The sequence below is a fragment of the Sphingomonas echinoides genome, assembly GCF_029623395.1.
GTDB classification, from domain to species: domain Bacteria; phylum Pseudomonadota; class Alphaproteobacteria; order Sphingomonadales; family Sphingomonadaceae; genus Sphingomonas; species Sphingomonas echinoides_A.
Map to the genome: position 1 here is coordinate 1 of NZ_JAPYKK010000038.1, position 24971 is coordinate 24971.

At 65.5% G+C, this 24971-nt stretch carries 20 protein-coding genes; 9 read left to right on the forward strand and 11 right to left on the reverse strand.

Going from position 1 to position 24971, the window contains the following annotated elements; genetic code table 11:
* Positions 1 to 32: 32 nt before the first annotated feature.
* The 3 genes from dxs to QBJ92_RS17375 form a co-directional block, all read right to left on the reverse strand.
* Positions 33 to 1958: a 1-deoxy-D-xylulose-5-phosphate synthase gene (gene dxs / locus QBJ92_RS17365; RefSeq protein WP_277970950.1), complete on the reverse strand. Its 1926-nt coding sequence runs from the start codon at positions 1956 to 1958 to the stop codon at positions 33 to 35.
* 107 nt (positions 1959 to 2065) lie between these two features.
* Entirely contained in the window at positions 2066 to 2542 is a 477-nt protein-coding gene (locus tag QBJ92_RS17370; RefSeq protein ID WP_277970978.1) for a Fur family transcriptional regulator, read from the reverse strand.
* A 52-nt stretch (positions 2543 to 2594) separates the two neighbouring features.
* Positions 2595 to 2987, reverse strand: a complete 393-nt coding sequence (locus QBJ92_RS17375) for a MerC domain-containing protein (protein WP_277970979.1) — start codon at positions 2985 to 2987, stop codon at positions 2595 to 2597.
* A gap of 118 nt (positions 2988 to 3105) precedes the next feature.
* Here QBJ92_RS17375 and QBJ92_RS17380 point away from each other — a divergent pair, with 118 nt between their 5' ends.
* From QBJ92_RS17380 to QBJ92_RS17395, 4 genes are all read left to right on the forward strand, one after another.
* Complete coding sequence (locus QBJ92_RS17380; protein ID WP_277970951.1) at positions 3106 to 4143, forward strand: COX15/CtaA family protein; 1038 nt, start codon at positions 3106 to 3108, stop codon at positions 4141 to 4143.
* A 158-nt stretch (positions 4144 to 4301) separates the two neighbouring features.
* On the forward strand, positions 4302 to 4781 hold the full coding sequence (gene rplM, locus QBJ92_RS17385) for a 50S ribosomal protein L13 (protein WP_010162051.1): 480 nt from the start codon (positions 4302 to 4304) through the stop codon (positions 4779 to 4781).
* The gene (gene rpsI / locus QBJ92_RS17390) at positions 4781 to 5344 is read left to right on the forward strand and encodes a 30S ribosomal protein S9 (protein WP_277970952.1); all 564 of its coding nucleotides are present in this window, start codon (positions 4781 to 4783) and stop codon (positions 5342 to 5344) included. The genes rplM and rpsI overlap by 1 nt, the downstream gene beginning before the upstream one ends.
* 282 nt (positions 5345 to 5626) lie before the next feature.
* Positions 5627 to 6901 (forward strand): sensor histidine kinase, encoded by a 1275-nt coding sequence (locus QBJ92_RS17395; RefSeq protein WP_277970953.1) that lies wholly within the window; start codon positions 5627 to 5629, stop codon positions 6899 to 6901.
* A gap of 65 nt (positions 6902 to 6966) precedes the next feature.
* Here the strand turns inward: QBJ92_RS17395 and QBJ92_RS17400 are convergent, their stop codons facing one another.
* Both QBJ92_RS17400 and QBJ92_RS17405 read right to left on the reverse strand, forming a co-directional pair.
* A complete protein-coding gene (locus QBJ92_RS17400; protein WP_277970954.1) occupies positions 6967 to 7731 on the reverse strand; it encodes a metallophosphoesterase family protein in 765 nt (254 codons plus the stop codon).
* Positions 7732 to 7743: 12 nt separating this feature from the next.
* Positions 7744 to 8571, reverse strand: a complete 828-nt coding sequence (locus QBJ92_RS17405) for a diacylglycerol/lipid kinase family protein (RefSeq protein WP_277970955.1) — start codon at positions 8569 to 8571, stop codon at positions 7744 to 7746.
* A gap of 114 nt (positions 8572 to 8685) precedes the next feature.
* On the opposite strand from QBJ92_RS17405, the gene QBJ92_RS17410 reads away from it, so the two are divergent.
* The gene (locus tag QBJ92_RS17410; protein ID WP_277970956.1) at positions 8686 to 10665 is read left to right on the forward strand and encodes an OPT family oligopeptide transporter; all 1980 of its coding nucleotides are present in this window, start codon (positions 8686 to 8688) and stop codon (positions 10663 to 10665) included.
* A gap of 1210 nt (positions 10666 to 11875) precedes the next feature.
* Here QBJ92_RS17410 and QBJ92_RS17415 read toward each other — a convergent pair.
* The 3 genes from QBJ92_RS17415 to queF all read right to left on the reverse strand — a co-directional run bounded on the left by QBJ92_RS17415 (position 11876) and on the right by queF (position 16088).
* On the reverse strand, positions 11876 to 13156 hold the full coding sequence (locus QBJ92_RS17415) for a glycoside hydrolase family 130 protein (RefSeq protein ID WP_277970957.1): 1281 nt from the start codon (positions 13154 to 13156) through the stop codon (positions 11876 to 11878).
* A 45-nt stretch (positions 13157 to 13201) separates the two neighbouring features.
* On the reverse strand, positions 13202 to 15475 hold the full coding sequence (locus tag QBJ92_RS17420) for a glycosyltransferase family 4 protein (protein ID WP_277970958.1): 2274 nt from the start codon (positions 15473 to 15475) through the stop codon (positions 13202 to 13204).
* A gap of 166 nt (positions 15476 to 15641) precedes the next feature.
* Positions 15642 to 16088: a preQ(1) synthase gene (gene queF, locus QBJ92_RS17425; RefSeq protein ID WP_277970959.1), complete on the reverse strand. Its 447-nt coding sequence runs from the start codon at positions 16086 to 16088 to the stop codon at positions 15642 to 15644.
* A gap of 29 nt (positions 16089 to 16117) precedes the next feature.
* Between queF and QBJ92_RS17430 the strand changes: the two genes are divergently transcribed.
* From QBJ92_RS17430 to QBJ92_RS17445, 4 genes are all read left to right on the forward strand, one after another.
* Positions 16118 to 17671 (forward strand): cryptochrome/photolyase family protein, encoded by a 1554-nt coding sequence (locus QBJ92_RS17430; RefSeq protein ID WP_277970960.1) that lies wholly within the window; start codon positions 16118 to 16120, stop codon positions 17669 to 17671.
* Positions 17672 to 17701: 30 nt separating this feature from the next.
* The gene (locus tag QBJ92_RS17435) at positions 17702 to 18541 is read left to right on the forward strand and encodes a sulfurtransferase (RefSeq protein ID WP_277970961.1); all 840 of its coding nucleotides are present in this window, start codon (positions 17702 to 17704) and stop codon (positions 18539 to 18541) included.
* Between the two features lie 190 nt (positions 18542 to 18731).
* The gene (metC, locus tag QBJ92_RS17440) at positions 18732 to 19925 is read left to right on the forward strand and encodes a cystathionine beta-lyase (protein ID WP_277970962.1); all 1194 of its coding nucleotides are present in this window, start codon (positions 18732 to 18734) and stop codon (positions 19923 to 19925) included.
* A gap of 196 nt (positions 19926 to 20121) precedes the next feature.
* Positions 20122 to 20913, forward strand: coding sequence for a TorF family putative porin (locus QBJ92_RS17445; protein ID WP_277970980.1), 792 nt, complete (start codon positions 20122 to 20124; stop codon positions 20911 to 20913).
* A gap of 130 nt (positions 20914 to 21043) precedes the next feature.
* Here the strand turns inward: QBJ92_RS17445 and QBJ92_RS17450 are convergent, their stop codons facing one another.
* The 3 genes from QBJ92_RS17450 to ileS are packed head-to-tail and all read right to left on the reverse strand — an operon-like array spanning position 21044 to position 24922.
* Positions 21044 to 21454 carry a DUF3035 domain-containing protein gene (locus QBJ92_RS17450; RefSeq protein WP_277970963.1) on the reverse strand — a complete coding sequence of 137 codons (411 nt, stop codon included), beginning with the start codon at positions 21452 to 21454 and terminating at the stop codon, positions 21044 to 21046.
* The gene (lspA, locus tag QBJ92_RS17455) at positions 21447 to 22031 is read right to left on the reverse strand and encodes a signal peptidase II (protein ID WP_277970964.1); all 585 of its coding nucleotides are present in this window, start codon (positions 22029 to 22031) and stop codon (positions 21447 to 21449) included. The genes QBJ92_RS17450 and lspA overlap by 8 nt, the downstream gene beginning before the upstream one ends.
* A complete protein-coding gene (gene ileS / locus QBJ92_RS17460) occupies positions 22028 to 24922 on the reverse strand; it encodes an isoleucine--tRNA ligase (protein WP_277970965.1) in 2895 nt (964 codons plus the stop codon). Before ileS ends, lspA begins: the two co-directional genes overlap by 4 nt.
* Positions 24923 to 24971: the final 49 nt, after the last annotated feature.

The following is a 24971-nucleotide window of genomic DNA, read 5'->3' on the forward strand; positions in this document are numbered from 1 at the left end:
CTCCCCCGAGGGGGAGGGGCTTAAGGAAAATGTCAGGCCCGCGCGCCTTCGACCACGCCACCCGAATTGTGCCGCAGCGCCTTGAGCACCGTCTCGACGATCGCATCCGCATCCAGCCCCGCCTCGGCATATTGCGCCTCGGGCTTGTCCTGGTCCTGGAACGTATCGGGCAACCGCAGCGTGCGCAGCTTGAGCCCCGCGTCGATCAACCCGGTGTCGCTCGCGAAGGTCAGCACATGCGCGCCAAGCCCGCCAATTGCGGATTCCTCGATCGTCACCGCGACTTCGTGGCTGGTCAGCAGCTTGCGGATCAACTCCTCGTCGAGCGGCTTGGCAAAGCGCAGATCGGCGACCGTGGTCGACAACCCTTTGGCTTCCAGCGCATCCGCTGCCTTCAAGGCCTCGCCGAGACGCGTCCCCAGGGCCATGATCGCGACCTTGTGCCCCTGACGAACGATCCGCCCCTTGCCGATCTCGAGCCGCTCGGCAACCTCGGGCATCGCGACACCGGTGCCGTTGCCACGCGGATAGCGCACCGCGATCGGCCCGCTGTCGTGCAAAGCCGCCGTGTGCGTCATGTGGACCAGCTCGGCTTCGTCCGACGGCGCCATCACCACCATGTTGGGGAGCGTCGCGAGATAGGTCACGTCGAACGACCCGGCATGCGTTGCGCCGTCGGCACCGACCAGTCCGGCGCGGTCGATCGCGAAACGGACCGGCAGGTTCTGGATGCAGACGTCGTGGACGACCTGATCGTAGGCGCGCTGGAGGAAGGTCGAATAGATCGCGCAGAACGGCCGCATCCCCTGCGCGGCGAGGCCCGCGGCGAAGGTGACGGCATGCTGCTCGGCGATGCCGACGTCGAAGAAGCGGTCGGGATAGGTCTTGGAGAACCCGTCGAGCCCGGTCCCCGACGGCATCGCCGCGGTGATCGCGCAGATCGTCGGGTCGCTGGCAGCTTCCTTGAGGAGCTGCGCACCGAACACGTTCTGGTACTGCGGCGGCCCCGGGGGTGCCTTGGTCTGGACGCCCGAGATCACGTCGAACTTCTGGACGCCGTGGTACTTGTCCGCCGCGGCCTCGGCCGGGGCATAGCCCTTGCCTTTCTTGGTCACGACATGGACGAGAATCGGGCCCTCTTCGGCATCGCGGACGTTCTCGAGCACCGGGATCAGCTGCTCGAGGTTATGCCCGTCGATCGGCCCGACATAATAGAAGCCGAGTTCCTCGAACAGCGTGCCGCCCATCGCGAGCCCGCGTGCGAATTCGTCGGCCTTGCTCAGCCCAGAGGCGAATGGGCGCGGCAGCTTCTTGGCAAGCTTCTTGGCGAGTTCGCGGAAGCCAAGGAATTCCCGGCTCGAGACGATTCGCGAGAGATAGGCCGACAGCCCGCCAACCGGCGGCGCGATCGACATGTCATTGTCGTTGAGGATCACGACCAGCCGGTTGCCCGCCTGCGCCGCATTGTTCATCGCTTCATACGCCATGCCCGCGGACATCGCGCCGTCGCCGATCACCGCGATCGCCTTGCCGGGCTTGTCCGCGATCTTGTTGGCGATCGCGAAGCCAAGCGACGCCGAGATCGAGGTCGAGCTGTGCGCCGCGCCGAACGGGTCATATTCGCTCTCGGACCGCTTGGTGAAGCCCGACAGCCCGCCGCCCATCCGCAGCGTGCGGATCCGGTCGCGCCGTCCGGTCAGGATCTTGTGCGGATAGCATTGGTGACCCACGTCCCACACCAGCCGGTCGCGCGGCGTATCGAACACATAGTGAATCGCGACGGTCAGCTCGACCACGCCGAGCCCCGAACCGAGGTGCCCCCCGGTCACACCGACAGCGGCAATCGTCTCCTGCCGCAGCTCGTCGGCAAGCGCGCGCAGCTCGGTCGCAGGGAGGGTCCGCAGATCCGCGGGAACATTGACCGTATCGAGTAACGGCGTCTTGAGAGCGTCAACCATCGGGCCTGTTTAGCGCCGCTGTGTCACGCTGTCGATTGCTGCAAGTTGCTTCTGTTACGATACGACATTTTCTTGACGAAGCCGGGCCAGGCGACCGCGGCTGGAGATCACGCCGCCTTGGCACTCGCCGCGCACGCCGCGCATTTGCCGCGGACTTCGATCACCGGGCGCTCCGGCGCGAAACCGGCGGCGACCGCGGCGGAGCGCACGCCCTTGGTCAGCCGGTCGTCGTCCAGATGGACGATCTGCCCGCAGGCGTCGCACACCAGGAAGATACAGTCGTGCAGGCAATCGGGATGCGCATTGGCGATGTAGGCGTTCGAACTTTCCACCCGCCGCGCCAGATTCGCGGTCACGAACAGGTCGAGGATCCGGTACACACTGTTCGCCGCGACCCGGCGCCCCTCGGTCTTCGAGACAGCTTCGGCAATGTCATAGGCCGATGCGGGCTTGTCGAACCCAGCGAGCGCGCGGAAGATGTTGGCACGCATCGCGGTCCACTGCTCGCCCGATCGCTCAAGGGTCGCCTGGGCCGCGAGCGCCAGATCGGCGTCCTGCGGTTCGTAATGTCGGTGCGTGGCCATCGCCAAGAGATAGTCCCTCCCCGCCCGCGCCGCAACGTCCGGCACGGTACGCTCAATAGGCCGCGCGACGGTTGAGATCGTGGCCGAGCGCCAGCGTCGCCACGCCGATCAGCGTCCACACGGTTTCCATCCCGTTGCCGTCATGCGGCAGCGAGATCGCCCCCGCCATCATCCCCAGCCCGGCCGCACCGACGACCGCGGGCATCATATAGCCGTGCAGGAAGATCCCACGCCCGAGCGCGAGCACGCCAAAGCCGATCGCGATCGTCAGCCCGATCTCGTGGAACAGCGGGTTCAGCAGCAGTCCGCCCGCCGATGCGGCGATCGCAAGAAAGACCGAACTCGCAATACAATGCACCACGCACAGCCCGGACAGCCCGATCGCCATATTGTCGAATCGCTGTTCGATCCACCGAAGGGCGGGAGAGGAGGCGAGCGCCGTCATACGGCGGCCCATATGGCATAGCCGGCGCCAAGTTACAACATATCATCACGGGTCTTTTGCAACCGGACACGCGCAATCGACAATCGACGCAGGGCGCGTTGCGGCGTAGGGTGCCGCCATGCTCCAAGCATCCTCGCTTCCATCGCGGGTCCGCCCCCGCACCCTGTCGCTCTGGCTGTTCTTCGCTGCCGCTCTGGTCGTGGCGATGGTGGTGATCGGCGGGATCACCCGGCTGACCGAATCGGGCCTGTCGATCACGCAGTGGAAACCGATCAGCGGGATCGTCCCACCGATCACCGCCGCGCAATGGGATGCGGAGTTCGCCAATTACAAACGGATCCCGGAATATCAGCAGCTCAACCGCGGCATGACGATGGCCGGGTTTCAGGCGATCTTCTTCTGGGAATATGTCCATCGGCTGCTCGGGCGCGTGGTCGGCCTCGTCTACCTCCTGCCGTTCCTCTATTTCTGGGCGCGCGGACGCCTGCCGCGCGGCTATGCGCCGCGGCTCGGCGCGCTCGTCGCACTGATCGTGCTGCAAGGCGCGATCGGCTGGTGGATGGTGTCATCGGGCCTGACCAAGCGCACCGACGTCAGCCATATCCGCCTCGCGATCCACCTCGTCACGGCGCTGACGTTGCTCGGCGGCACGGTGTGGACCGCGCTAGACCTGCGCGATCTCGCCGCGACACGACTGGCCCGTGCAGCCCGGATGCGCGCCTTTGCCGCGGCGGCGCTGATCCTGTTGTTCGCGCAGATCCTGTTCGGGGCGTTCACCGCGGGGCTCGACGCGGGCTATGCCTTCTCCAGCTGGCCGCTGATGGGGGACGAAATCTTCCCCGCCGCGACGCCGATGACCGATCCGATGTGGCGCAACGTGATCGACAATCCGATCGTCGTGCAGTTCATCCATCGCTGGCTCGCCTTTGCCGCCGCTGCCGGAATCGTCGTGCTCGGTTGGCGCGCGATCCGCGCGGGCGCGCCGAAAACCGGGACAATCGCCATCGCGCTCGTTGCGGTGCAGATCCTGCTCGGCATCGCCACGCTGCTCAGCGGCGTCGAGATCGTCGTCGCAGTGGCGCATCAGGCGAATGCTGCCCTGCTGCTGATCGCGACGGTCGCAGCGGCGCATGCCGTCGGGCGGCGCACGATCTGACGTCATCGCCCCGACGTCATCGCTGCCGGTATCCCGATACCTGTCGGGAGACCCGCCGAAACCTTGACTTTCTGGCGCAGTCCCAGCATTAGCGGCACCAACGATGCCGTCCCCCGGGGCGGCATCCGTCATTTTAGCTATGTAAGGTCACAAGCCCCATGAAGGCGCTGATGAAGACCACCAAGCCGGCATTGCCGTATGAGGTGGAGAAGAAATGGATCATCGTCGATGCCGATGGTCTGGTCGTTGGCCGCATGGCCTCGATCATCGCGAACATCCTGCGCGGCAAGCACAAGCCGAGCTTCACGCCCCACGTCGATTGCGGTGACAATGTCATCATCATCAACGCGGACAAGGTGCGGTTCACGGGCAACAAGCTCAAGGACAAGGTCTATTACAAGCACACCGGTTATGCCGGCGGCATCAAGGGAATCACCGCGGGCAAGGTGCTCGAAGGTCGTTTCCCCGAGCGCGTGATTGAAAAGGCCATCGAGCGGATGATTCCGCGCGGCCCGCTCGGCCGTCAGCAGATGCGCAACCTGCGCGTCTTCGCCGGAACGGAACACCCGCATGAGGCGCAGAACCCCGAGGTTCTCGACATCGCCAGCATGAACCGCAAGAACAAGGTGGGCGCATAATGTCCGACAACCGCCAGTCGCTGGCTGATCTCGCCGCTCTGACCAACACCCCCGCGCCTGCTGCCGCTCCGGCTGCAGCGACCCAGTCCGACGCCAAGGCCGAGGATTACATGGCCGGCAAGATCAAGGAGCCAGCCGCTCCGACGATGCCGCTCCGGGAGCAGATCCTCGACCAGTACGGCCGCGCCTATGCGACCGGTCGTCGTAAGGACGCGGTTGCACGCGTCTGGATCAAGCCCGGCTCGGGCAAGATCACGATCAACGGTCGTGACCAGGAAGTGTATTTCGCACGTCCGACGCTGCGTCTCGTCATCAACCAGGTGTTCGGCGTGACCGAGCGCGAGGGTGCGTATGACGTCGTCTGCACCGTCAAGGGTGGTGGCCTTTCGGGCCAGGCCGGCGCGGTCAAGCATGGCATCAGCCAGGCACTGACCAAGTTCGAGCCGATCCTGCGCGCGCCCGTCAAGGCGGCAGGCTTCCTGACGCGCGATAGCCGTACCGTCGAGCGTAAGAAGTATGGCCGTGCGAAGGCACGTCGTAGCTTCCAGTTCTCGAAGCGCTAAGCTTCCCGAACCTCGGTGCTTACGAAGGGGCGGTCCGGCAACGGGCCGCCCTTTTGGCGTTTGGTGCAATCGCGCGTACACGATCATTCCTATTGATGAGCGCGGGTGCTTGAAGCGCTCCACTGTCCGGTCGAAAGCCGGAAAATACCCAAGGTGAACGGCCGCCATGCCAGCCGTTCGTTTCGAGCCTCGTCAAGAATTCCAGCACGACGCTGGTTTCTGGACTAGGCTCGAAACGAACGGTGAGGATTGGTGCCATTCCCTCACCACAGGACACGACCAGTGACTGACGACCCCACCCCGCCCGCAACGACGCAGACCGCCCTGATGGCCGGCGCCTCCGACGACGTCGTCGAGGCAGCGCAGGGCACGTCCAACGAACCGACCTCCTTCGCCGAAGCGATCGAGCAGGTCGGCGCCGGATCGTTGCTCGGGTATCGGCTGCAGCAACAGGCGATCCTGTCCGACTTCGGACTGTTCGCCTTGCAGTGTCGCGACAATGATGCCCTGCTCGCCAAGGCTGCCGAGATGGCTGCGGACGGCATGCGGACCGGGCTGTGCAAAATTCTCGAATATCGCCCCGAACCGCGCGACCTGCTGTTCCGCGCCGGCGTCGGCTGGAAGGCCGGCGTGATCGGCAATGCCAGCCTTGCGGCGGACGACAAATCGCCCGCGGGCTTCGCCTTCCAGAACGGGACTCCGGTCATCTCCAACCATCTGGAGGGCGAGGATCGCTTCCGCACCCCGCAGATCATGGTCGAGCACGGCGTGCGGCGGGCGATCAACGTGCTGATATCGACCACGACCGGCGCATGGGGCGTGCTCGAGGTCGACAGCCCGAGCGCGGGCCAGTTCGAAGCGGCGGACATCGCGTTCCTCCAGGGATTCGCCAATTTGCTCGGCGTCGCGATGGAGCGGCAGGACGGCGAACGCCGCCTGGCCGAGGCGCTCGATTTCCAGAAGGTGCTCGTCCAGGAGGCGAGCCATCGCGTCAAGAACAGCCTGACGATGCTGTCGAGCATCCTCCACCTGCAATCGCGCAGCAACCCGCTGCCGGAAGTGTCGAGCGCGCTCAACGAAGCGTCGGGCCACGTCATCGCGATCGCGCGGACGCACGACCAATTGTGGCGCCAGGGCACTGGTCGGGTCGAGATGCTCGCATTGCTCGACGATCTCTGCACGAGTCTGGCGGGACAATTGCCGAGCCTGACGCTCGATTGCACGTCCGACGCAATTTCGATCGACGCGGATCAGGCGGTGGCGGTCGGGCTGCTGATCACCGAACTCGTCACCAATGCAGCCAAGCATGCGTATGGCGCGGATGGCGGCAAGGTCTCGGTCTCGGCGACCGTTAAGGGCGATTCGGTGTGCCTGACGGTGCGCGATTACGGCGCAGGGCTCCCCCCGACATTCGATCTGGGGAAGGGGTCATCGACCAGCCTCGGCCTGCAATTGATCCGCACACTGGCGCGCAGCCTGAATGGCAGCGTGGATGCGAAATCGGACGGCGGCGCACATTTCATCGTCACCTTCCCGGCTGAGGTGCGGAAGGACTGAGGACAGCCATTGCGACCGACGTCCTTCACGCCCCATCCGTTTCGGCCGCTCCCCGGTACGTCCCGCTAGACCCGCTCGCGCGCGAGCACTGCGTCCGGCTGCGGTGACATCGTCCGGCACACCACGTCGAACCGCCCGTCCGCGATGCGGATCTCGTTGAACGACGGCGGGGTGGTGCGCGTCCGTTCGGACAGCGTCCCCGCGCCGATCATCCGCACCACCTGTCCGTCGACCTCCCGCGCCATGTCGAACGGGTCGTGGACGTGGCCCGTCAGCACCGCATCCGCCCCCGCCGCCGCCAGCGCGTCGAGCGCCCCTGCGCCCCCGCGTGTGTTGGCCGAGGCGTGCGTGTTGGCGTCGATCAACGGGTGATGCGCCGCGATGAAGATCAGCCGATCGTTCGGCACCGCCGCGATCAGGTCGAGCGTGCGGCGGAGCGCGCCCCGACTGACGTAGCCCTTTGACCAGTTGAGCCGCCACTGCGCCCGCGCGGTCGTCACCAGCGGCACGATCGCGACGCCCGGCAAGTCGATCGGTCGCTCGACCATCCGCTCGACCTTGCCCATCCGGCGATAGGGGCGGAAGAAGCGGTCGAACAAGTTCCAATACGGCAGGTCATGGTTGCCGACCTCGACCGTGACCGGCACCGGCAAGCGCTGGAGCCAGTGCAGCCCGGCGTCGAACTCCCGTCGCCGCGCACGCATCGTCAGGTCGCCGGTCATCACCACCGCATCGGGGCGCTCGGCATGGACCAGCGCATCGAACCACGCGACCGCGGCGGTATCCTCGCGCCCGAAGTGGACGTCGCTGACGTGAAACAGACGGATCATCGCGGACACCCCTTATTGTTCGCGCGTGGTCAGGAAAAGGTCGCGCGTCCGCCCCATACGGACCTCGCTGCCCGGCTCGAGCATCGCGGGTTCGCCGTCGAACAGCGCGAGCGCGGGTTTCTTGCCGGCAGTGCGAAAGCTGGTCGCGTGGCACTGCGTCACCTCAGACGCGGCGACCCAGTCCCCGGTCAGCCATTCCCAGCCCAGCCGCGTGATGCTCCGGAAATCGCGCGCGTCGATCGCCGCGATGTCGAGCCGGTCGTCCTCGGCGCGCACCAGCACCGCCTGCGCGCCGGGTTTCAGTCCGGGCACACCCTCCAGCCGGATGCCCTTGCCGAAGGTCCGGCTCCACGCATGCTTCAGCGCTCGGCCCAAACCGCGCAGGCTCCCGCTCCGCACGATCTCGCGCGCCCGGACCCAGCTCGCGGCAGGCCCGAGGATCAGCCCGACGAACGCCCGGTTCTCCCCCACTTGCGCGAACGGCAAGGCGGTCTTGCGCGCGCGGTCGTGCGCCGCGGCGATGATCTTCGCGGGATCGGTCCCGCCATGGAGCAATTTCGCGAGCAGGTTCATCGTCCCCCCCGGCAAAATCAGGATCGCGCCCTGCCAGTCGAGCAGCGCGGTCACCGCCGCGTTGATCGTCCCGTCGCCCGCGAAGAGCACCGCAGTATCCACCCCCGCCGCGTCGAGCGATCGCGCGGTGGGCAGCGGCTCGTCCGGGAAAGCGGTGCGCCCGGCGAGCGTCAGCCCATGCTCGTTGCAGATCGTCTCGAGCGCCTTGGCCTTGGCGGGAGTCGCCGTTCCCGATTTCGGGTTGGTGATGAACCACACAGTCTTCATGGCCCCGCTAACGCACCAGTCCCCGAAAAGTCACGCCCGCCCCCAAGACGCCACGACAGCGCGCCGCGCCACAAAATTCTGTCCCGACGCGCGCGCTTTGTGCAACGGTACGCCATGACCGACACGCGCGCTGCAAAACCGATCGCCGAACTGACGCTCCGCGGGATCCTGCTGGGCGGGATCATCACACTGCTGTTTACGGCCGCGAACGTCTATCTCGGGCTCAAGGTCGGTCTGACCTTCGCGACGTCGATCCCGGCGGCGGTGATTTCGATGGCGGTGCTGAGCGCGTTCAAGGACGCGACGATCCTCGAGAACAACATCGTCCAGACGATCGCGAGCGCGGCGGGGACGCTGGCGGCGATCATCTTCGTGCTGCCCGGGCTGATCATGATCGGCTGGTGGCAGGGCTTCCCGTTCGTGACCACCGCCGCGATCACGATGACCGGCGGGGTGCTCGGCGTGATGTTCTCGGTCCCCCTCCGCCGCGCGCTCGTCGTCGACACCGACCTGCCCTATCCCGAAGGCCGCGCCGCCGCCGAAGTGCTGCAGGTCGGTTCCGGCGTGCGCGGCGACGGCGACGCGAGCGGGGCCGCCGAAAGTGCGACGGGCCTTCGCATCATCATCGTCAACGCCTTCGCCGCAGCGGGGTTCGCGCTCCTTACGCAAATGAAGCTCGCGATCGCCGAGGCCTCGGTGTGGTTCCGCGCGGGGGCTGGCGCGACCGGCATTTCGGGCGGGCTGTCGTTCGCGCTGCTCGGGGTCGGGCATCTCGTCGGGATCTCGGTCGGGATGGCGCAGGGCTTGGGCATGGTGATCGGCTGGTGGATCCTGCTGCCGTATCTCACCGCGATCCACCCCGTCGCCGGCGGCGCGGAGACCTGGGCGAACACCGTCTTCCGCTCGGACGTGCGCTTCTTCGGCGCGGGCGTGATCGGCGTGGCCGCAGTGTGGACTCTGATCAGCATCGCGCGGCCCGTCATCGGCGGGATCCGCTCGGCGCTCGCGGCATCGCGCGCACGCGGCGCTGGCGAGACGCTTGCCCTCGAGGAACGCGACTTGCCGATCGGGATCGTGTTCGGCGGGTCGATCGCGGTGCTGCTGCCGATCGCCTGGCTGTTGTGGAGCGTGATCGCGGGCGGGCCGCTCGCCCCCGCGGCGCTCGCGCTGATCGGCGGCGCGCTCGTCTTCATCCTCGTCATCGGGCTGATGATTGCGGCGGTATGCGGCTACATGGCGGGTCTGATCGGCGCGTCCAACTCGCCCGTCTCGGGGATCGGCATCCTCGCCGTCATCGCCTCGTCGCTAATGCTGGTCGGGCTGTTCGGGCGCGGCACCAGCCCTGAGACGACGCAGGCGCTGATCGCCTATGCACTGATCGTGACGGGCATCGTGTTCGGCGTCGCGACGATCTCGAACGACAATCTGCAGGATCTCAAGACCGGCCAGCTGGTCGGCGCGACGCCGTGGAAGCAGCAGGTCGCGCTGATCATCGGCGTGGTGTTCGGGTCGCTGGTAGTGCCGCCGGTGCTCAACGTGCTCAACAGCGCGTTCGGCTTCGTCGGCGCGCCCGGCGCGGGGCCGAACGCGCTCGCCGCCCCGCAGGCGGGGCTGATCTCAACGCTTGCGCAGGGCGTGCTGGGGGGCAACCTCAATTGGACGATGCTCAACTGGGGGATCGCCGCAGGGGTGGTCGCGATCGTCGTCGACATGCTGCTCGGGCGCGCGAAGCTGTTGCGGTTGCCCCCCTTGGCGATCGGCATCGGCATCTACCTGCCGATGAGCGTGATCCTGCCGACGGTGATCGGCGCGGTGGTCGGCTGGTTTTACGACCGCTGGGCCGACCGCACCGTTAACCCCGAACGCGCGCGCCGCTTCGGCGTGCTCACCGCGACCGGGCTGATCGTGGGGGAAAGCCTGTTCGGCGTGCTGTTCGCGTTCGTCGTCGCGGGGTCGGGGACGGATTCACCGCTCGCGGTGGTCGGCGCCGGGTTCGCGACGCCCGCGCTGATCGGGGGAACGGTGCTGTTCGCGGCGATGGTGGCAATCCTGTACCGGGCGACGATGCGGCGGGTGATTGCGCAGGCGGCGTAACGGTCCCCGGAAGTCGGTCATAGCGTCCTGAAGCGGTTGTTCCGCTGACGCCCAATGCTGGCTGAAGGAGCCGCATTCGCTGAAAATAAACGCGGTGCCTTATTTGTCCGTGCGTCTACCATTCCATGTTGAGTAATGGCGCTGCGAACTACGTTGAGTGAAGAGCTATCGTTCCGCGCTATAAACATTGGAGACGCAGATGTTATTCGCTCTGATACTTGCCGCGCTAGCTTCCCCCACAGACCCGCTCTCGACCACGGTTAGCCTTCAGTGCTTCGTTGGCGAGGACGTCGAACAGCAGCGATTTGCGCTTTTAATCGACCGGAAAGCGCACCTGATGACAGTAAGTAGCAACCATTTCGAGGCGACGACGATGCCAGTCTCGATCACCCCGAATTCGATCGTTGGACGTGGTCCTATCCACTACAACATGACCGGTTACGAGATCACCCTCCCGGATCTTAGAGTTCGCATGACAACGGTGCCCCATATTTGGCCTGGCCCTACGCCAACAATGGTCGCGGAGGGCCGATGCGTAGGTGACGTCCACTGACGCGCAGCAACAGGCCCGTGTAACGTCGGATACAGAAGCCTGTCATTCTCGTACCCGGATGGTCCGCTTTCCGCCAACTATTGCCGTTCAGCCTGATGCATCAGGGAGCGCACATTTCACACCTCACGTCCACCACCGTTCGTTTCGAGCGAAGTCGAGAAACCTACGCCGTGCCAAGTTTCCCGACTACGCTTGAAACGAACGGTGGGGCGTAGCGCACGAAAAGCCACCGACCGTTCTCCTGCAAAAGCAGGCGTGCAGGGCAGCAAACGCCACACGCGTAATCCTGGGTTCCGGGGCATCCCCCGTCATCCTCGCGAACGCGGGGATCCATACTGGCTGACGGCGCAGGACACGACGGGCGGTACTAATGGATTCCCGCCGTCGCGAGGCCTCCAAATAAGGCAATCGGAGATTTGATCGGCACACTCACCCCAAAAGTTGCCGTCATGCTGAACTTGTTTCAGCATCCACCGTGCAACAGGCACAGTCCGGACTCGCGGAGGGCTGGATCCTGAAACAAGTTCAGGATGACGGACGGTTTTGTAGAACGCTCGCCTCCGCGGGAATGAAGAAGAAAAGGCTTGGCGCCGCCGCCCCCTCCCCACCGTCGACCCCGAGCGGAGCAGCCCACACCGGCCACCCCACCCAAAACCGCTATTCCATCGCCTCCAGCAGCGACCCGATCGGAATGAACGCAAACGCCACCGAACTGTCCGCCACGCCATACGGCACGAACAGCGTGTCCCCATGCCGGATCGCGCCGCACGTATAGACCACGTTGGGCACATACCCCTCGCGGTCCTGGTTCGCCGCCGCGAGGATCGGCTCGCGCGTCCGGCCGATCACTTTCGACGGATCCGCCTTATCCAGAAGCACCGCGCCGATCGCGTATTTGCGCATCGCGCCCACGCCATGCGTCAGTAGCAACCAGCCCTCGTCAAGCTCGATCGGCGGGCCGCAATTGCCGATTTGCACCAGCTCCCACGGGAACGCCGGGGTCAGCAGCTTCTGCCCCTCGTCCCAATGCGTCAGCGTGTCCGATTTGAGCAGGAACAGATTCTCGCCATCCTGCCGGCCGATCATCATATACTGCCCGCCGACCTTGCGCGGGAACAGCGCCATGCCCTTGTTGCGTGCGGCCGGGCCGGTCATCGGCACCAGATCGAACGCGCGGAAGTCGCGGGTGCGCATCAGTTCGGACTGGATCACCGAGCCGTTATACGCGGTATAGGTGCCGAGCCACTCGACCGTCCCGTCGTCATGCGTGAAGTGGACGAGGCGAAGATCCTCCAGCCCCTTCGATTGCGCGGCGGTGATCGGGAAGATCACCGTGCCCGACAGCGTCGAGTCGCGATGGCGGAACACCGTGATCGGCCCCTCGGGGAGCGTTTCCTCATCGATCCCGACCGCATCGGTCGCGGTCGCGAACGGCGGCTCGGGCGCAAGCTTCAGCTGGTTGCCGTCGGTGATGATGCCCTCGCGGAACGCAACCGAGGAAATGTGCCCCTCGCCCACGGCACGCAGCGACATCAGGATGCGCTGCGATCCGGCGGGCATGCCCGACTGGTCGAAATGCGGCACCGCGCTCGGGTTCATCAGCGCGGCGGCGGCATAGCTGTACTCGTGGCAGAAATAAGCGCCAATCAACTGGCGCTTCTCGTCGCCGATCTCGCTGCCGTCGATCCCGAGCATGTCCTCGATCTCGTCGTAGCGCGTCATGAAGACGCGCCGTGTCTGCCAGTGGCGCGCCTCAAAATCCTTCAGCACGAGTTCGAGTTCGGCCCGCGTCTGCGCCGCGTCGAGCGACATCACCGCCGCAACGATGCGTTCCGTCCGGCTTCCGCCATTGCGCGACCACGCAAGGTGGAATGGCCGGACGACCACTCGTGATGGGTCTGCGTGCAACCGCAGGGCATGCTGGAACAGCTCAATCACACGTAATAGCCTCGTTCAACGCCTTCGGCGGCGTCGCGAGCGAGGCTACGCGACGGCGCTATGGGGTCCTGCCACGCTTTCCGTACGCTTTGCCAGCCCCGAAATCGTGCAATTCGCCATTTGTAGCGCCAGGATCGACTCTGCCCCCTGGTTTCGGTTGAGTCCGGTCGGCATCAATCCGTCGAAACACCCGCCATCCTGGGACGTTGCCAGCGGCAAATCGAGATCATTGGCGCCGAGATACCAGCGATACGCCTTACCCGCTTCTTCCACCCAGCGGAGGTCGTCCGACGCAAGATACGCCGCATGACACGCATCGATCGCCGCTTGCGCTTCGAGCGGCTGCTGGTCGAACTGGAGCGGCTCGGCATAGACCCGCCCGAAGCTTTCGCTGCCAACCGCGCGGAAGCGGCCCTCGGGCGAGGTCTGCTTGCCGACGATCCAGTCGAGCGTGGTCAGCCCGCACTTGACGAACTCGGGGCGATCGAGCGCGATCCCGGCGCGGATCAGCGCTTCCGGCAGACGCGCATTGTCATAGGCAAGAACGATTTCGAACCATTCCCACTCCGGACGCCGCGCGACTTCGAGCAAGGCACACAGCTCGTCGCCGTAGCGCGCAAGGATCTGCTTCGACAAAGCATGCCCCGGATGCGCATCGAGCATCGCCGCCGCCCCGAGCATCGCAAAACCATGCGCGCGCGGGGAGCCAAGCTCCATCGTGATCGACGCAGTCATGTCGAACATCCGCACCGCCCAGTCCCGATGCTTCGATGACTGCGCATCGCGCGCCGTCACGCCGAGCGCCCACAGCGTGCGACCGTTCGAATCTTCCGATCCAGTGTCTTCGCACCAGGTCCGGTCGAAGTTCATGAAGTTACGGAAACGTCGCGCCTCCGGGTTCCACGCATATTGGACGAACGATGCGTAGATCGTCATCCACTTGTCGCGCTGGACCTCGTCCATGTCGGGCATCTGGCTGACCAGCATCAGCGCGCGCGCATTGTCGTCGATGCAATAGCCGTGGCGACGATCCGGAACCGAATAGATCGAATGCTGGAGCATCCCCGTCGAGTCGCTCATCCGCTCGACCGCCGCAAAATCGGGGGTCAGCGGCGTGAACGAGGTGCTGGAGCCGTGTAACCGACGCGGCTTGGCAGCAACCATCCCGGCGATCTCGCGCATCGCGACTTCGGCGAGACGCGGCCAGATCATCGTGCGACCGCGCGCATAGGCACGCTCCTGCAACCGCGTGCGATTGCGGTCATTGCCGAGCAAAGCGATGATTTCGCGCGCGAACGCGTCCGAATCGCTGAAGTCGACCAGCACGCCATGCCCGTCCGCAAGGATTTCGGTGGCATGGACGTACGGCGTCGAAACGACCGCCTTACCCACGCCGACGGCGTAGCTGAGCGTGCCCGACGTGATCTGCGCCGGGTTCAGATACGGCGTCGCGTAGATGTCGGCGGCCTGGAGATAATCGATCAATTCGTCATGCTCGAGGAAGGCATCGATGAACTGGATGTTGTCCGACACGCCCAGCTTCTCGGCGAGCGCCTTGAGGCCGTCGCGATACTTCTCGCCCTCATAGGCGACGAGGTTCGGATGCGTAGCGCCCAGCACCGTGTACAGCGTCTCGGGATGTGCGGCGACGATCTTGGGCAGCGCCTCGATCATCACTTCGATCCCCTTGCCCGGCGCGAGCAGACCGAAGGTCAGCACGACCTTGCGCCCTTCCCAGCCGAAGCGCGGCTTGAGCGAATCGGGCTGGACGAAATCGCGATCCGGCACGCCATGCGGGATCATCACGATCGACCGGCCGCTGGCACCATAGACGCGCTCGAGGATTTCCCGGCCGCGCTCCGCCATCACGACGACACGCGACGCACGTTGCAGCAAACCTTCCATGACTCGACGCTGATCGGCGTCAGGCTTCTCCAGAATCGTGTGCAAAGTGACAATAACCGGCAGCGAAACGCGGTCGAGCAGCGCCAGGATATGCTCCCCGGCGACCCCGCCGAAGATGCCATATTCATGTTGCAACCAGATCGCCTGCGCCCCGCTCGCCTCGATTTCGCGCGCGGCATCGAGATACGCGCTGCGGTCCTGATCGGGGATGCTGCGCGTCACTTCGGGCGGATATTCGTACCGGCCGGGGTGGTCGTCCATCGCGTAAATATCGATGTCGAGGTCGGGAAACCGACCCTTCAATGCGGTAAACGTGTCCGTCGTATATGTTGCAAGGCCGCATTTCCGAGGCAGGAAATTGCCGATCAGTGCAAGGTGATCGATCGGGGTCACGACATCTGCCAAGTGCACCATGCTCGTAATCCTAAGAGTGAAAGGGGAATTCCCCTCAGCTGTCACGAAACGAACGGCCAAGTTTCAATATGGTTGCAGAAATGTTGCGCCGCAGCAAAAGATTCGCGTTAATCGATGTTAATCCCGCGCCAGTCCGAATGCACCACCCTGGAGGACGGTCCATGCGTCAGCCGCGCCCGCGATATCCGGGCACGTCCTGCGGCGGCAGCCACAGCCGCTCGGGCGGTGGCCCGGACTGCCAGAAGACGTCGATCGGGATCCCGCCGCGCGGATACCAATATCCCCCGATCCGAAGCCATTGCGGCTGCATTTCCGCAAACAATCGCTCGCCGATGCCGACCGTGCAATCCTCGTGAAAACCCTGATGGTTGCGGAAAGCCCCGAGAAACAATTTGAGCGATTTGGATTCGACGATCGTCTCGGCCGGCGCATAATCGATCACCAGATGCGCGAAATCAGGCTGGCCGGTGACCGGACACAGCGAGGTGAATTCAGGAACCGCGAACCGCACGAGATACAGGGATCCAACGCGCGGATTGGGAACGTAATCGAGCACCGCCGCTTCTGGTGAAGCAGGCAGCGCACTCGTCTGGCCAAGATGCAATGGGGTCATGCACAAGAGATAGGAGACCGGACGCCGAAATGGAACTGCCGCCCCTCACGTTGATCCCGATCCTGGGCGACCAGCTTTCGCTCGGCCTGTCGTCGCTGCGGGGCGCCGATCCCGCGACGGCGCGCCTGTTGATGATGGAGGTCGCCGACGAAACGACCTACGTCCGCCACCACAAGCAGAAGATCGCGTTCATCCTATCCGCGATGCGGCACCATGCCGAACTGCTGCGCGAACAGGGCTGGACGGTCGACTATGTCGCGCTGGACGACCCCGATTCGACCGGCAGCTTCACCGGCGAGGTCGCGCGCGCGGTCGGACGGCATGATCCTGCACGGATCGTCGTCACCGAAGCGGGCGAATGGCGCGTCCGCGCGATGCTCGACGCGTGGGAAACGCTGTTCGGCATTCCGGTCGAGATCCGCAGCGACGACCGCTTCATTGCCACCCACGCCGAGTTCGCAACTTGGGCGGAGGAGCGCAAGCAGCTCCGAATGGAGTATTTTTACAGAGACATGCGCCGCAAGACCGGGCTGCTGATGGACGGCAAGGACCCCGTCGGCGGCCAATGGAATTTCGACCACGACAATCGCAAGCCGGCCAAGGCCGACCTGCTGATGCCGCGCCCCTTACGCTTCCCGCCCGATGCGATCACGCAGGACGTGCTCGCGCTCGTCGCGGAGCGGTTCGCGGATCATCCCGGCAGCCTCGACAGCTTCGCCTGGGCGGTGACCGCGCACGATGCCGAACGCCAGCAGAAGCAGTTCCTCGACCATGCGCTCGCCGGGTTCGGCGACTATCAGGACGCGATGCTGACCGGCGAGCCCAGCCTGTGGCACTCACTGCTCTCCCCGTATCTCAACGCCGGGCTGCTCGACCCGCTGGCGCTGTGCCGCGCGGTCGAAGAACGGTATCGCGCGGGCAAGGTGCCGATCAACGCGGCGGAGGGATTCATCCGCCAGATCATCGGTTGGCGCGAATATGTCCGCGGCATCTATTGGCGCGAAGGCCCGGATTACGCGCACCGCAACGCGCTGGATGCGAAGCGCGCGCTCCCCGCCTTCTACTGGACCGGCGAGACCGACATGCACTGCCTCGCCGAATCGATCGGGCAGACGCTGGAGAACGCGCACGCGCACCACATCCAGCGATTGATGGTCACGGGCACCTTCGCCCTACTGATCGGCGCGGACCCGCATGCCGTCCATTTGTGGTATCTCGAAATATATATCGACGCGTACGAATGGGTCGAATTGCCCAACACGCTTGGCATGAGCCAGTTCGCCGACGGCGGCCTGCTCGGATCCAAACCCTATGCGGCAAGCGGCGCGTACATCAACAAGATGTCCGATTACTGCAAGAGTTGCCGCTACGACGTCCGCCAACGGACCGGCCCCGACGCCTGCCCGTTCAACGCGCTTTACTGGGACTTCGTCATCCGCCACGAGGACACGCTTGCGCGCAACCCGCGGATGGCGATGCCCTATCGCACCTGGGCCAAGATGGACGAAGCGACCCAAAGCGAGATCCGCGACTCGGCAAAAGCCTTTCTCGACCGTCTCGACGCCGCCGCAGAGGCGTATTAGGCTCCCGAAAACACACAAGGGAGACGCGGTATGGACTCGCTGGTAACGACGGAGTGGCTCGCCAACGAACTCGGGGCGAACGATCTCAGGATCGTCGACGCGACCTATTTCGCGGGCTTCGGCGACCGCAATGCCGCCGCCGAATATGAGGCGGCGCATATCCCCGGCGCGGTGTTCCTGGATCTTGCCGAGATCGCCGACACGTCGAACGACCTGCCCTCGATGCTCCCCACCCCCGAGAAGTTCGCCAGCCGGATGCAGTCGCTCGGGCTCGGCGACGGCAGCCGGATCGTGCTCTACGACAATTCCCCCTACCACACCTCGGCGCGCGCCTGGTTCATGCTGCGGACCTTTGGCGCGCACGATGTCGCGATTCTCGACGGCGGGCTTTCCAAATGGCAAGCCGAGGGCCGCGAGACCGCGAGCGGCAAGGAACAACTCCGCCATCGCCACTTCACCGTCTGGGCCGACGACAAGGGCGTCCGCACGCTCGACCAGATGAAGGCGAACGTCGACAGCGGCGCGGAACAAGTGCTCGACGCGCGCTCGGCCGCGCGCTTCACCGGCGAGGAAGCCGATCCGCGCCCCGCAACGCATCCGGGGCATATCCCGGGGTCGCGGAACCTGCCGGTCGGGCAGATCTTCAACGAAGACGGCACGTGGAAGACCGGCGATCCCTTACGCAGCGCGTTCGAAGGCGCGGGGATCGACCTCGCCAAACCGCTGGTGACGACGTGCGGGTCGGGCATCACCGCGTCGGCGCTGGCGTTCGGCGCGCATCTTCTTGGGGTGGAAGCGGCGGTCTATGACGGCAGCTGGTCCGAATGGGGCGCGGACCGCACGACGCCAAAGGCGACAGGCGCGGCGTAACCGTCTTAGCCCCTCCCCTTCAGGGGAGGGGTTGGGGTGGGGCAGTCCAGCAGTACTCAACTCTCTGCGAGGCACTCCCCCACCCCCAACCCCTCCCCTGAAGGGGAGGGGCTTTAGAGATTCCACGCTCTACCCTTGCCTTCCTCCGCGTCTCCCGCTTTGCAGTCCCAGCACAGCAGGATCTCGCGCCATGAAAAAAACCGACACCCCCAAGGGCGATTCCACCCGCGTCGTCACCGCAGGCCGCCGCAAGGAATGGACCCAAGGCGTCGTCAACACCCCCGTCTGGCGCGCATCCACGATCCTGTACGATTCGGTCGCCGACCTCCGCGCGGCGGGTGCCCGCGACACGCATCACCGCCTGTTCTACGGTCGCCGCGGCACGCCCACGCAGTGGAGCCTCGCCGACGCGCTGACCGAGCTCGAACCCGGCGCGGAAGGCACGTTCCTCTATCCCTCGGGCGTCGCAGCAATCGCCGCCGCGCTGCTGTCGGTCCTGTCCCCCGGCGACGAAGTGCTGATCCCCGACACCGCCTATGATCCGACTCGTTCGCTCGCCACCGGGCTGCTCGCGCGGATGGGGATCACGACGCGCTTCTATGACCCGCTGATCGGCGCGGGCATGGCCGCGTTCATCGGCGACACCACCCGCGCGATCGTGCTGGAAAGCCCGGGCAGCCTGACCTTCGAGGTGCAGGACATTCCCGCGATCGTAGCGGCGGCCAAGGCGCGCGGGGTCACCACCCTGCTCGACAACACCTGGGCCACCCCGCTGTTCTTCCCCGCGATCGCGCACGGGATCGACCTGACGATCCTGGCGTGCACCAAATATATCGTCGGCCACAGCGACGTGATGCTCGGCTCGGTCACCGCCGCGCCCGGCCATTTCGCGCGGCTGCGCAACACCAGTTTCCAGCTCGGGCAAGTCGCCAGCCCTGACGATTGCTGGCTCGGTTCGCGGGGCTTGCGCACCATGGCGATCCGCCTGCGCCAGCACGAGCAAAGCGCGCTCGAGATCGCGCGTTGGCTGCAACACCAGACCGAAGTCGCGACGGTGCTGCACCCGGCGCTGCCCGATTGCCCCGGCCACGCCACGTTCCTGCGCGACTTCGCGGGATCGTCCGGGCTGTTCTCGTTCGTCCTCGACGGCGGGACCGAGGCCGCCCGCGCGGCACTGATCGACGGGCTCGACCATTTTGGGATCGGGTATAGTTGGGGCGGGTTCGAAAGCCTCGCGATCCCGGTCGATCCACAACGCCATCGCAGCGTCACGCAGCGCGCCGATGCGGGGCCGATGGTGCGGCTCCAGATCGGCTTGGAAGACCCGGCAGACCTGATCGCGGATCTCGCCGCGGGCCTGAAGCGGTTCGCTGCGGTGCGGTAAGATCCAAGTTGCTGTGGCAGCGCAGCAACATTTCCTTACGAACGCGCAATGCTACGGCAATCCCGCTTGTGCGCTGCGGCGGAACACGGCATTGCTATGCCCTCTCCGGTTATCGGCGCGGGGTGGCTTGCAGCCATCGACAGATGCTGGGTCGGGGAAGGCAGGCGGGGACAGTCGCATTTTCGAAAGGGAAATGATGCGCTTCTCCAGAACAACGCTCGGCGGGCTCGTGCTCGTCGCTTCCGCTACCCCTGCCTTCGCGCAGGAAACCGCCCCTCCGCCCGCGGTCACGATCAACGGCACCGCGGCGCTCGTCAGCGACTATCGCTTTCGCGGCGTCTCGCAGACCGACCGCAACGCGGCGGTCCAGGGGTCGATCACCGTCACGCATGAATCGGGTTTCTACGTCTCCGTATGGGGGTCGTCGGTCGACAATTACGTCACCGTCGCCGGAACCGGGCATCAGGAAATCGATCTGATCGGCGGTTACAAGAAGGTCGTCGGCGGGACGACGTTCGATGTCGGTGCGCTCTATTACGTCTATCCCAAGACGCATCCGGCAGGCGACACCAGCAGCTCGGATTTTCTCGAGCCCTATGCCGACATCTCGCACACCTTCGGCCCGCTGACATCCAAGGTCACGGTCAATTACGCGTTCAAACAGAAAGCGTTGACGCTCGACCAAGGCGCATCGGGGCTGCTGCGCAAACGCGACAACGTGTATCTCGCGGGGGATTTCTCGGCAGGGATTCCCAAGACCCCGCTCGGCCTGATCGCGCACGTCGGGCACAGTTTTGGACCGAGCTGGCTCGCGACCGATTCGACCGGCAAGAAGGGTTATACCGACTGGGCGCTCGGCGCGACGGCGACCTATAAGGTGCTGACGCTCGGCGTGTCCTATGTCGACACCGATGCCCGCTTCGTGTCGGGCGGCGGTCGCAACGTCAGCAAGGGCGGCGTGGTCGCCTCGCTGGGCGTGGCGTTCTAACCCGTCATCAGGAGTTTACGGCGCGCTTCCCGGGACAATCCTGGGTAGCGCGTTCCTGATACCGGCGTCGGTAATCACGAAAAAGGGGGGCGTCACCGCCCCCCTCATGGTCCGTGTCTAGATCGGGACGTTACTGCGGCGTTGCCGCGCGCGCGGCCTGGCCGTCGCCTTCGGGGGCGGAGACGATGTCGCGCGTCGTCGTGCCCTTGTCGACCACGGTCGTCCCCGGGTCGCCGACCGACGAGCGGATGCCGGGATCGTCATCGTCGATTCCCGCCTGGCTGATCGTCGCCGCTTCGCCCGCGCTGCGCTGCGCCGGGCCACCGAACAGCGCGTCGAGCGCCTGCGCATTCGCGCTGACGTCGTTTGCGCGTGCCGCGCCGGGCTTGGGCGGGGTCAGCGAAAAGTCAGGCGGGATCACCAGCGGCGCCTGACGCGCGACCGTGAATTCGTCGGGACCGCTGCGACCGACCTTGTTGTGCGCGCACCCGGCGAGCAGAACCAGCGCCAGCGCGGCGGGAATAATCGTCGACTTACGCATGAAACGTCTCCGTTGGGCCCTGATCTGCCCCTGAATTGCTCGTGCCCGGTGGCGTTCCGGACCCGCTCGCTGGTGCATCCGTTGCCGAACTCCCCCGCACCGGTTTCTCTCGTACCAGAAGCGCGCGCGCGAACAAGATGACCACGCCGATCGAGATCGCCGCATCCGCGATGTTGAACACGAGGAACGGCTGCCAGCCACCGAAATGCAGATCCGCGAAATCGACGACATAGCCAAGCCGGATCCGGTCGAGGATATTCCCCGCCGCCCCGCCCAGCACAAGCCCGAGCGCCGCCTGCTCCGACCGGTTGGTCTCGCGCCACATCCAGATGAGCACGCCAAGCGCGATCACCCCGGTCATCGCGACCAGCAGCCAGCGCATCGTATCGGTGTCCGCATGCAGCAACCCGAGCGAAACACCCTGATTGGCGACGAAGCGCAGGTTGAAGAACGACGTGACGTAATGCGCGTCGGTCATCGCGTTGAGCTTGAGCCCCTCGGTCACGCCAAGCTTCGCGGCCTGATCGACCACGAACAGCACGATCGCGGTCGTCAGCCCGGCGAGCGGGAGCTTCACGCCACCACCTCCGCGCAGCGATCGCACAGCGCGCCGTCCTCGCTAACGTCGGGCAGCAGCCGCCAGCAGCGCCCGCATTTGTCATAGTCGGTCCGGCTGACCGCCACGCCCTCGCCCGTCGTCACCTTGGCGACGATGAACAGCTCGGCCAGCGCCTCCACCGGCATCGGTGCGTCGGGCACGACGACCTCCGCCTCGAGGCTCGAGCGCACGATCTTCTCGCGCCGCAGCGGTTCGATCGCTTCGGTCACTTGCGTGCGGAGTGCGCGGACCTGCGCCCAATGCGCGGCATCGACCCCGTCGACCGCGGGCAGCTCGGGCCATTCGAGCAGATGCACCGACTCGTCGTCGCTCGGGAAGCGCGCCTGCCACGTCTCCTCGGCGGTGAAGCACAGCACCGGCGCGGCATAGCGCACCAGCGCGTGGAACAGCATGTCGAACACCGTCCGGCAGCCGCGCCGCTTGGGATCGTCGACCCCGTCGCAATACAGCGAATCCTTGCGGATATCGAAGTAGAAGGCCGACAGGTCCTCCTGCGCGAACTCGGTCAGCAGCCGGACGTAGCTGTTGAAGTCATACACCGCGACCGCCGCGCGCAGCTTGGCGTCGAGCTCGGCGAGCAGCTGGAGCACATAACGTTCGAGCTCGGGCATCTCCGCGACCGGCAGCCGTTCCGCCGCGTCGAACCCTTCGAGCGCGCCGAGCAGATAGCGGAAGGTGTTGCGCAGCTTGCGATACTGGTCCGAAACCCCGTTCAGGATCTCCTTCCCGATCCGGTGATCCTCGGTGAAATCGACCGACAGCGCCCACAGCCGCAGGATGTCCGCGCCCGATTCCTTCATCAGGTCGAGCGGGTTGATCGTGTTGCCGAGGCTCTTGGACATTTTCATGCCCTTGGAATCCATCGTGAACCCGTGCGTCAGCACCGCCTTATACGGCGCACGCCCACGCGTCCCGCAGCTCTCCATCAGCGACGACTGGAACCAGCCGCGATGCTGGTCCGAGCCTTCGAGATACAGGTCGGCGGGCCATTGCAGGTCGGGCCAACGCCCGCTGTCGAGCACGAACGCGTGCGTGCAGCCGCTGTCGAACCACACGTCGAGAATGTCGGTGACACGCTCGTAATCCGCGACCGCATAATCGGGGCCGAGCAGGTCCTGCGCCGCTTCCTCGCTCCACGCATCGACGCCCTCGGCGCTGACCGCCGCGACGATCCGCGCGTTGACCGCGGGGTCGACGAGATACTGGCCGGTCTTGCGATCGACGAACAGCGTGATCGGCACGCCCCACGCGCGCTGGCGGCTGATCACCCAGTCGGGGCGACCCGCGACCATCGCGGTGATGCGGTTCTGGCCCTTGGGGGGATACCAGGTGGTCGCCTCGATCGCCGCGAGCGCGGTTTGCCTGAGCGTTCGCCCCTCCCCTTCAGGGGAGGGGTTGGGGGTGGGGGGTGTCTCACCGAGACCGGGCTCTGCTGGACTGCCCCACCCCAACCCCTCCCCCGAGGGGGAGGGGCTAGGAAGATCCATCGGGATAAACCATTGCGGCGTGGCGCGGAAAATCACCTTCGCCTTCGATCGCCACGAATGCGGATAGCTATGCGCGAAATCATCGCTCGCCGCGATCAACGCGCCGACGCTGCGCAGGTCCGAACAGATCGGCCCCTCCGCGCTGACGAACTTCTTGTTGATCACCGAGCCCTGCCCGCCAAGCCACGCCCAATCGTCGCGATACATCCCTGCGCCATCGACCGCGAAGACCGGCTCGATCCCGTATTGCTTGCACAGCAGGAAATCATCCTCGCCATGGTCGGGCGACATGTGGACGAGCCCGGTGCCCGCGTCGGTGGTGACAAAATCGCCCGGCAGGAACGGCCGCGGCTTGGCGAAGAACCCGCCGCGCTCGTGCATTGGATGCCGCGCGGTCGCACCCTCGAGCTGCGAGCCCTTGATCGACTGCAACGCGGTGACGGTGCCCGCGCTGTCGCCGATCTTGAGGATCACCGGATGCCCGATCCGCGCCCCGAAGCTTTCCAGCAACTCATGCGCGACCAGCAACGTGCGCGGCCCCTCGACCATGTCGTCGAAGCGGACCAGCAGATATTCGATCTCCGGCCCGTAGCTCAGTGCCTGGTTGACCGGGATCGTCCACGGCGTCGTCGTCCAGATCACCGCATGCGCGCCGACCAGCTCGGGCGCATTCGGCGCATCGACGATCTCGAACGCGACGTCGATCTGCGTCGACACGACGTCCTCATATTCGACCTCGGCCTCGGCAAGCGCGGTCTTCTCGACCGGCGACCACATCACCGGCTTGGCGCCGCGATACAGCTGGCCACTCTCTGCGAACTTCATCAGCTCGGTAACGATCGTCGCCTCGGCGGCGAAGTCCATCGTCAGATAGGGGTGGTCCCAATCGCCGTTGATGCCGAGCCGCTTCAACTGCTCGCGCTGCACGTTCACCCAATGCTGCGCATAGGCGCGGCACTCGGCGCGGAATTCGCGCGGTGGGACTTCGTCCTTGTTGCGCTTCTTGGCGCGATATTGCTCCTCAACCTTCCACTCGATCGGCAGGCCGTGGCAGTCCCAGCCGGGCACGTAGGGTGCGTCCTTGCCGAGCAACGTCTGCGTCCGGCACACCGTATCCTTGAGGATGTGGTTGAGCGCATGGCCGATATGCATGTCGCCATTCGCGTAAGGCGGGCCATCGTGCAGGATGAACTTCTCGCGCCCGGCGCGCGCGGCGCGGACCTTCTCGTACAGCCCCATCGCCTGCCACTTGGCGAGAATCCCCGGCTCCTTGGCGGGCAGGCCCGCCTTCATCGGGAAGTCGGTCTTCGGCAGGAAGACGGTATCGCGGTAATCGCGCGCGGGTGCGGGGGTATCAGTCATTTGCTTGAGCGCTTAGCCTGAAGCGCGCCCCGTAGAAAGCCCCTCCCCT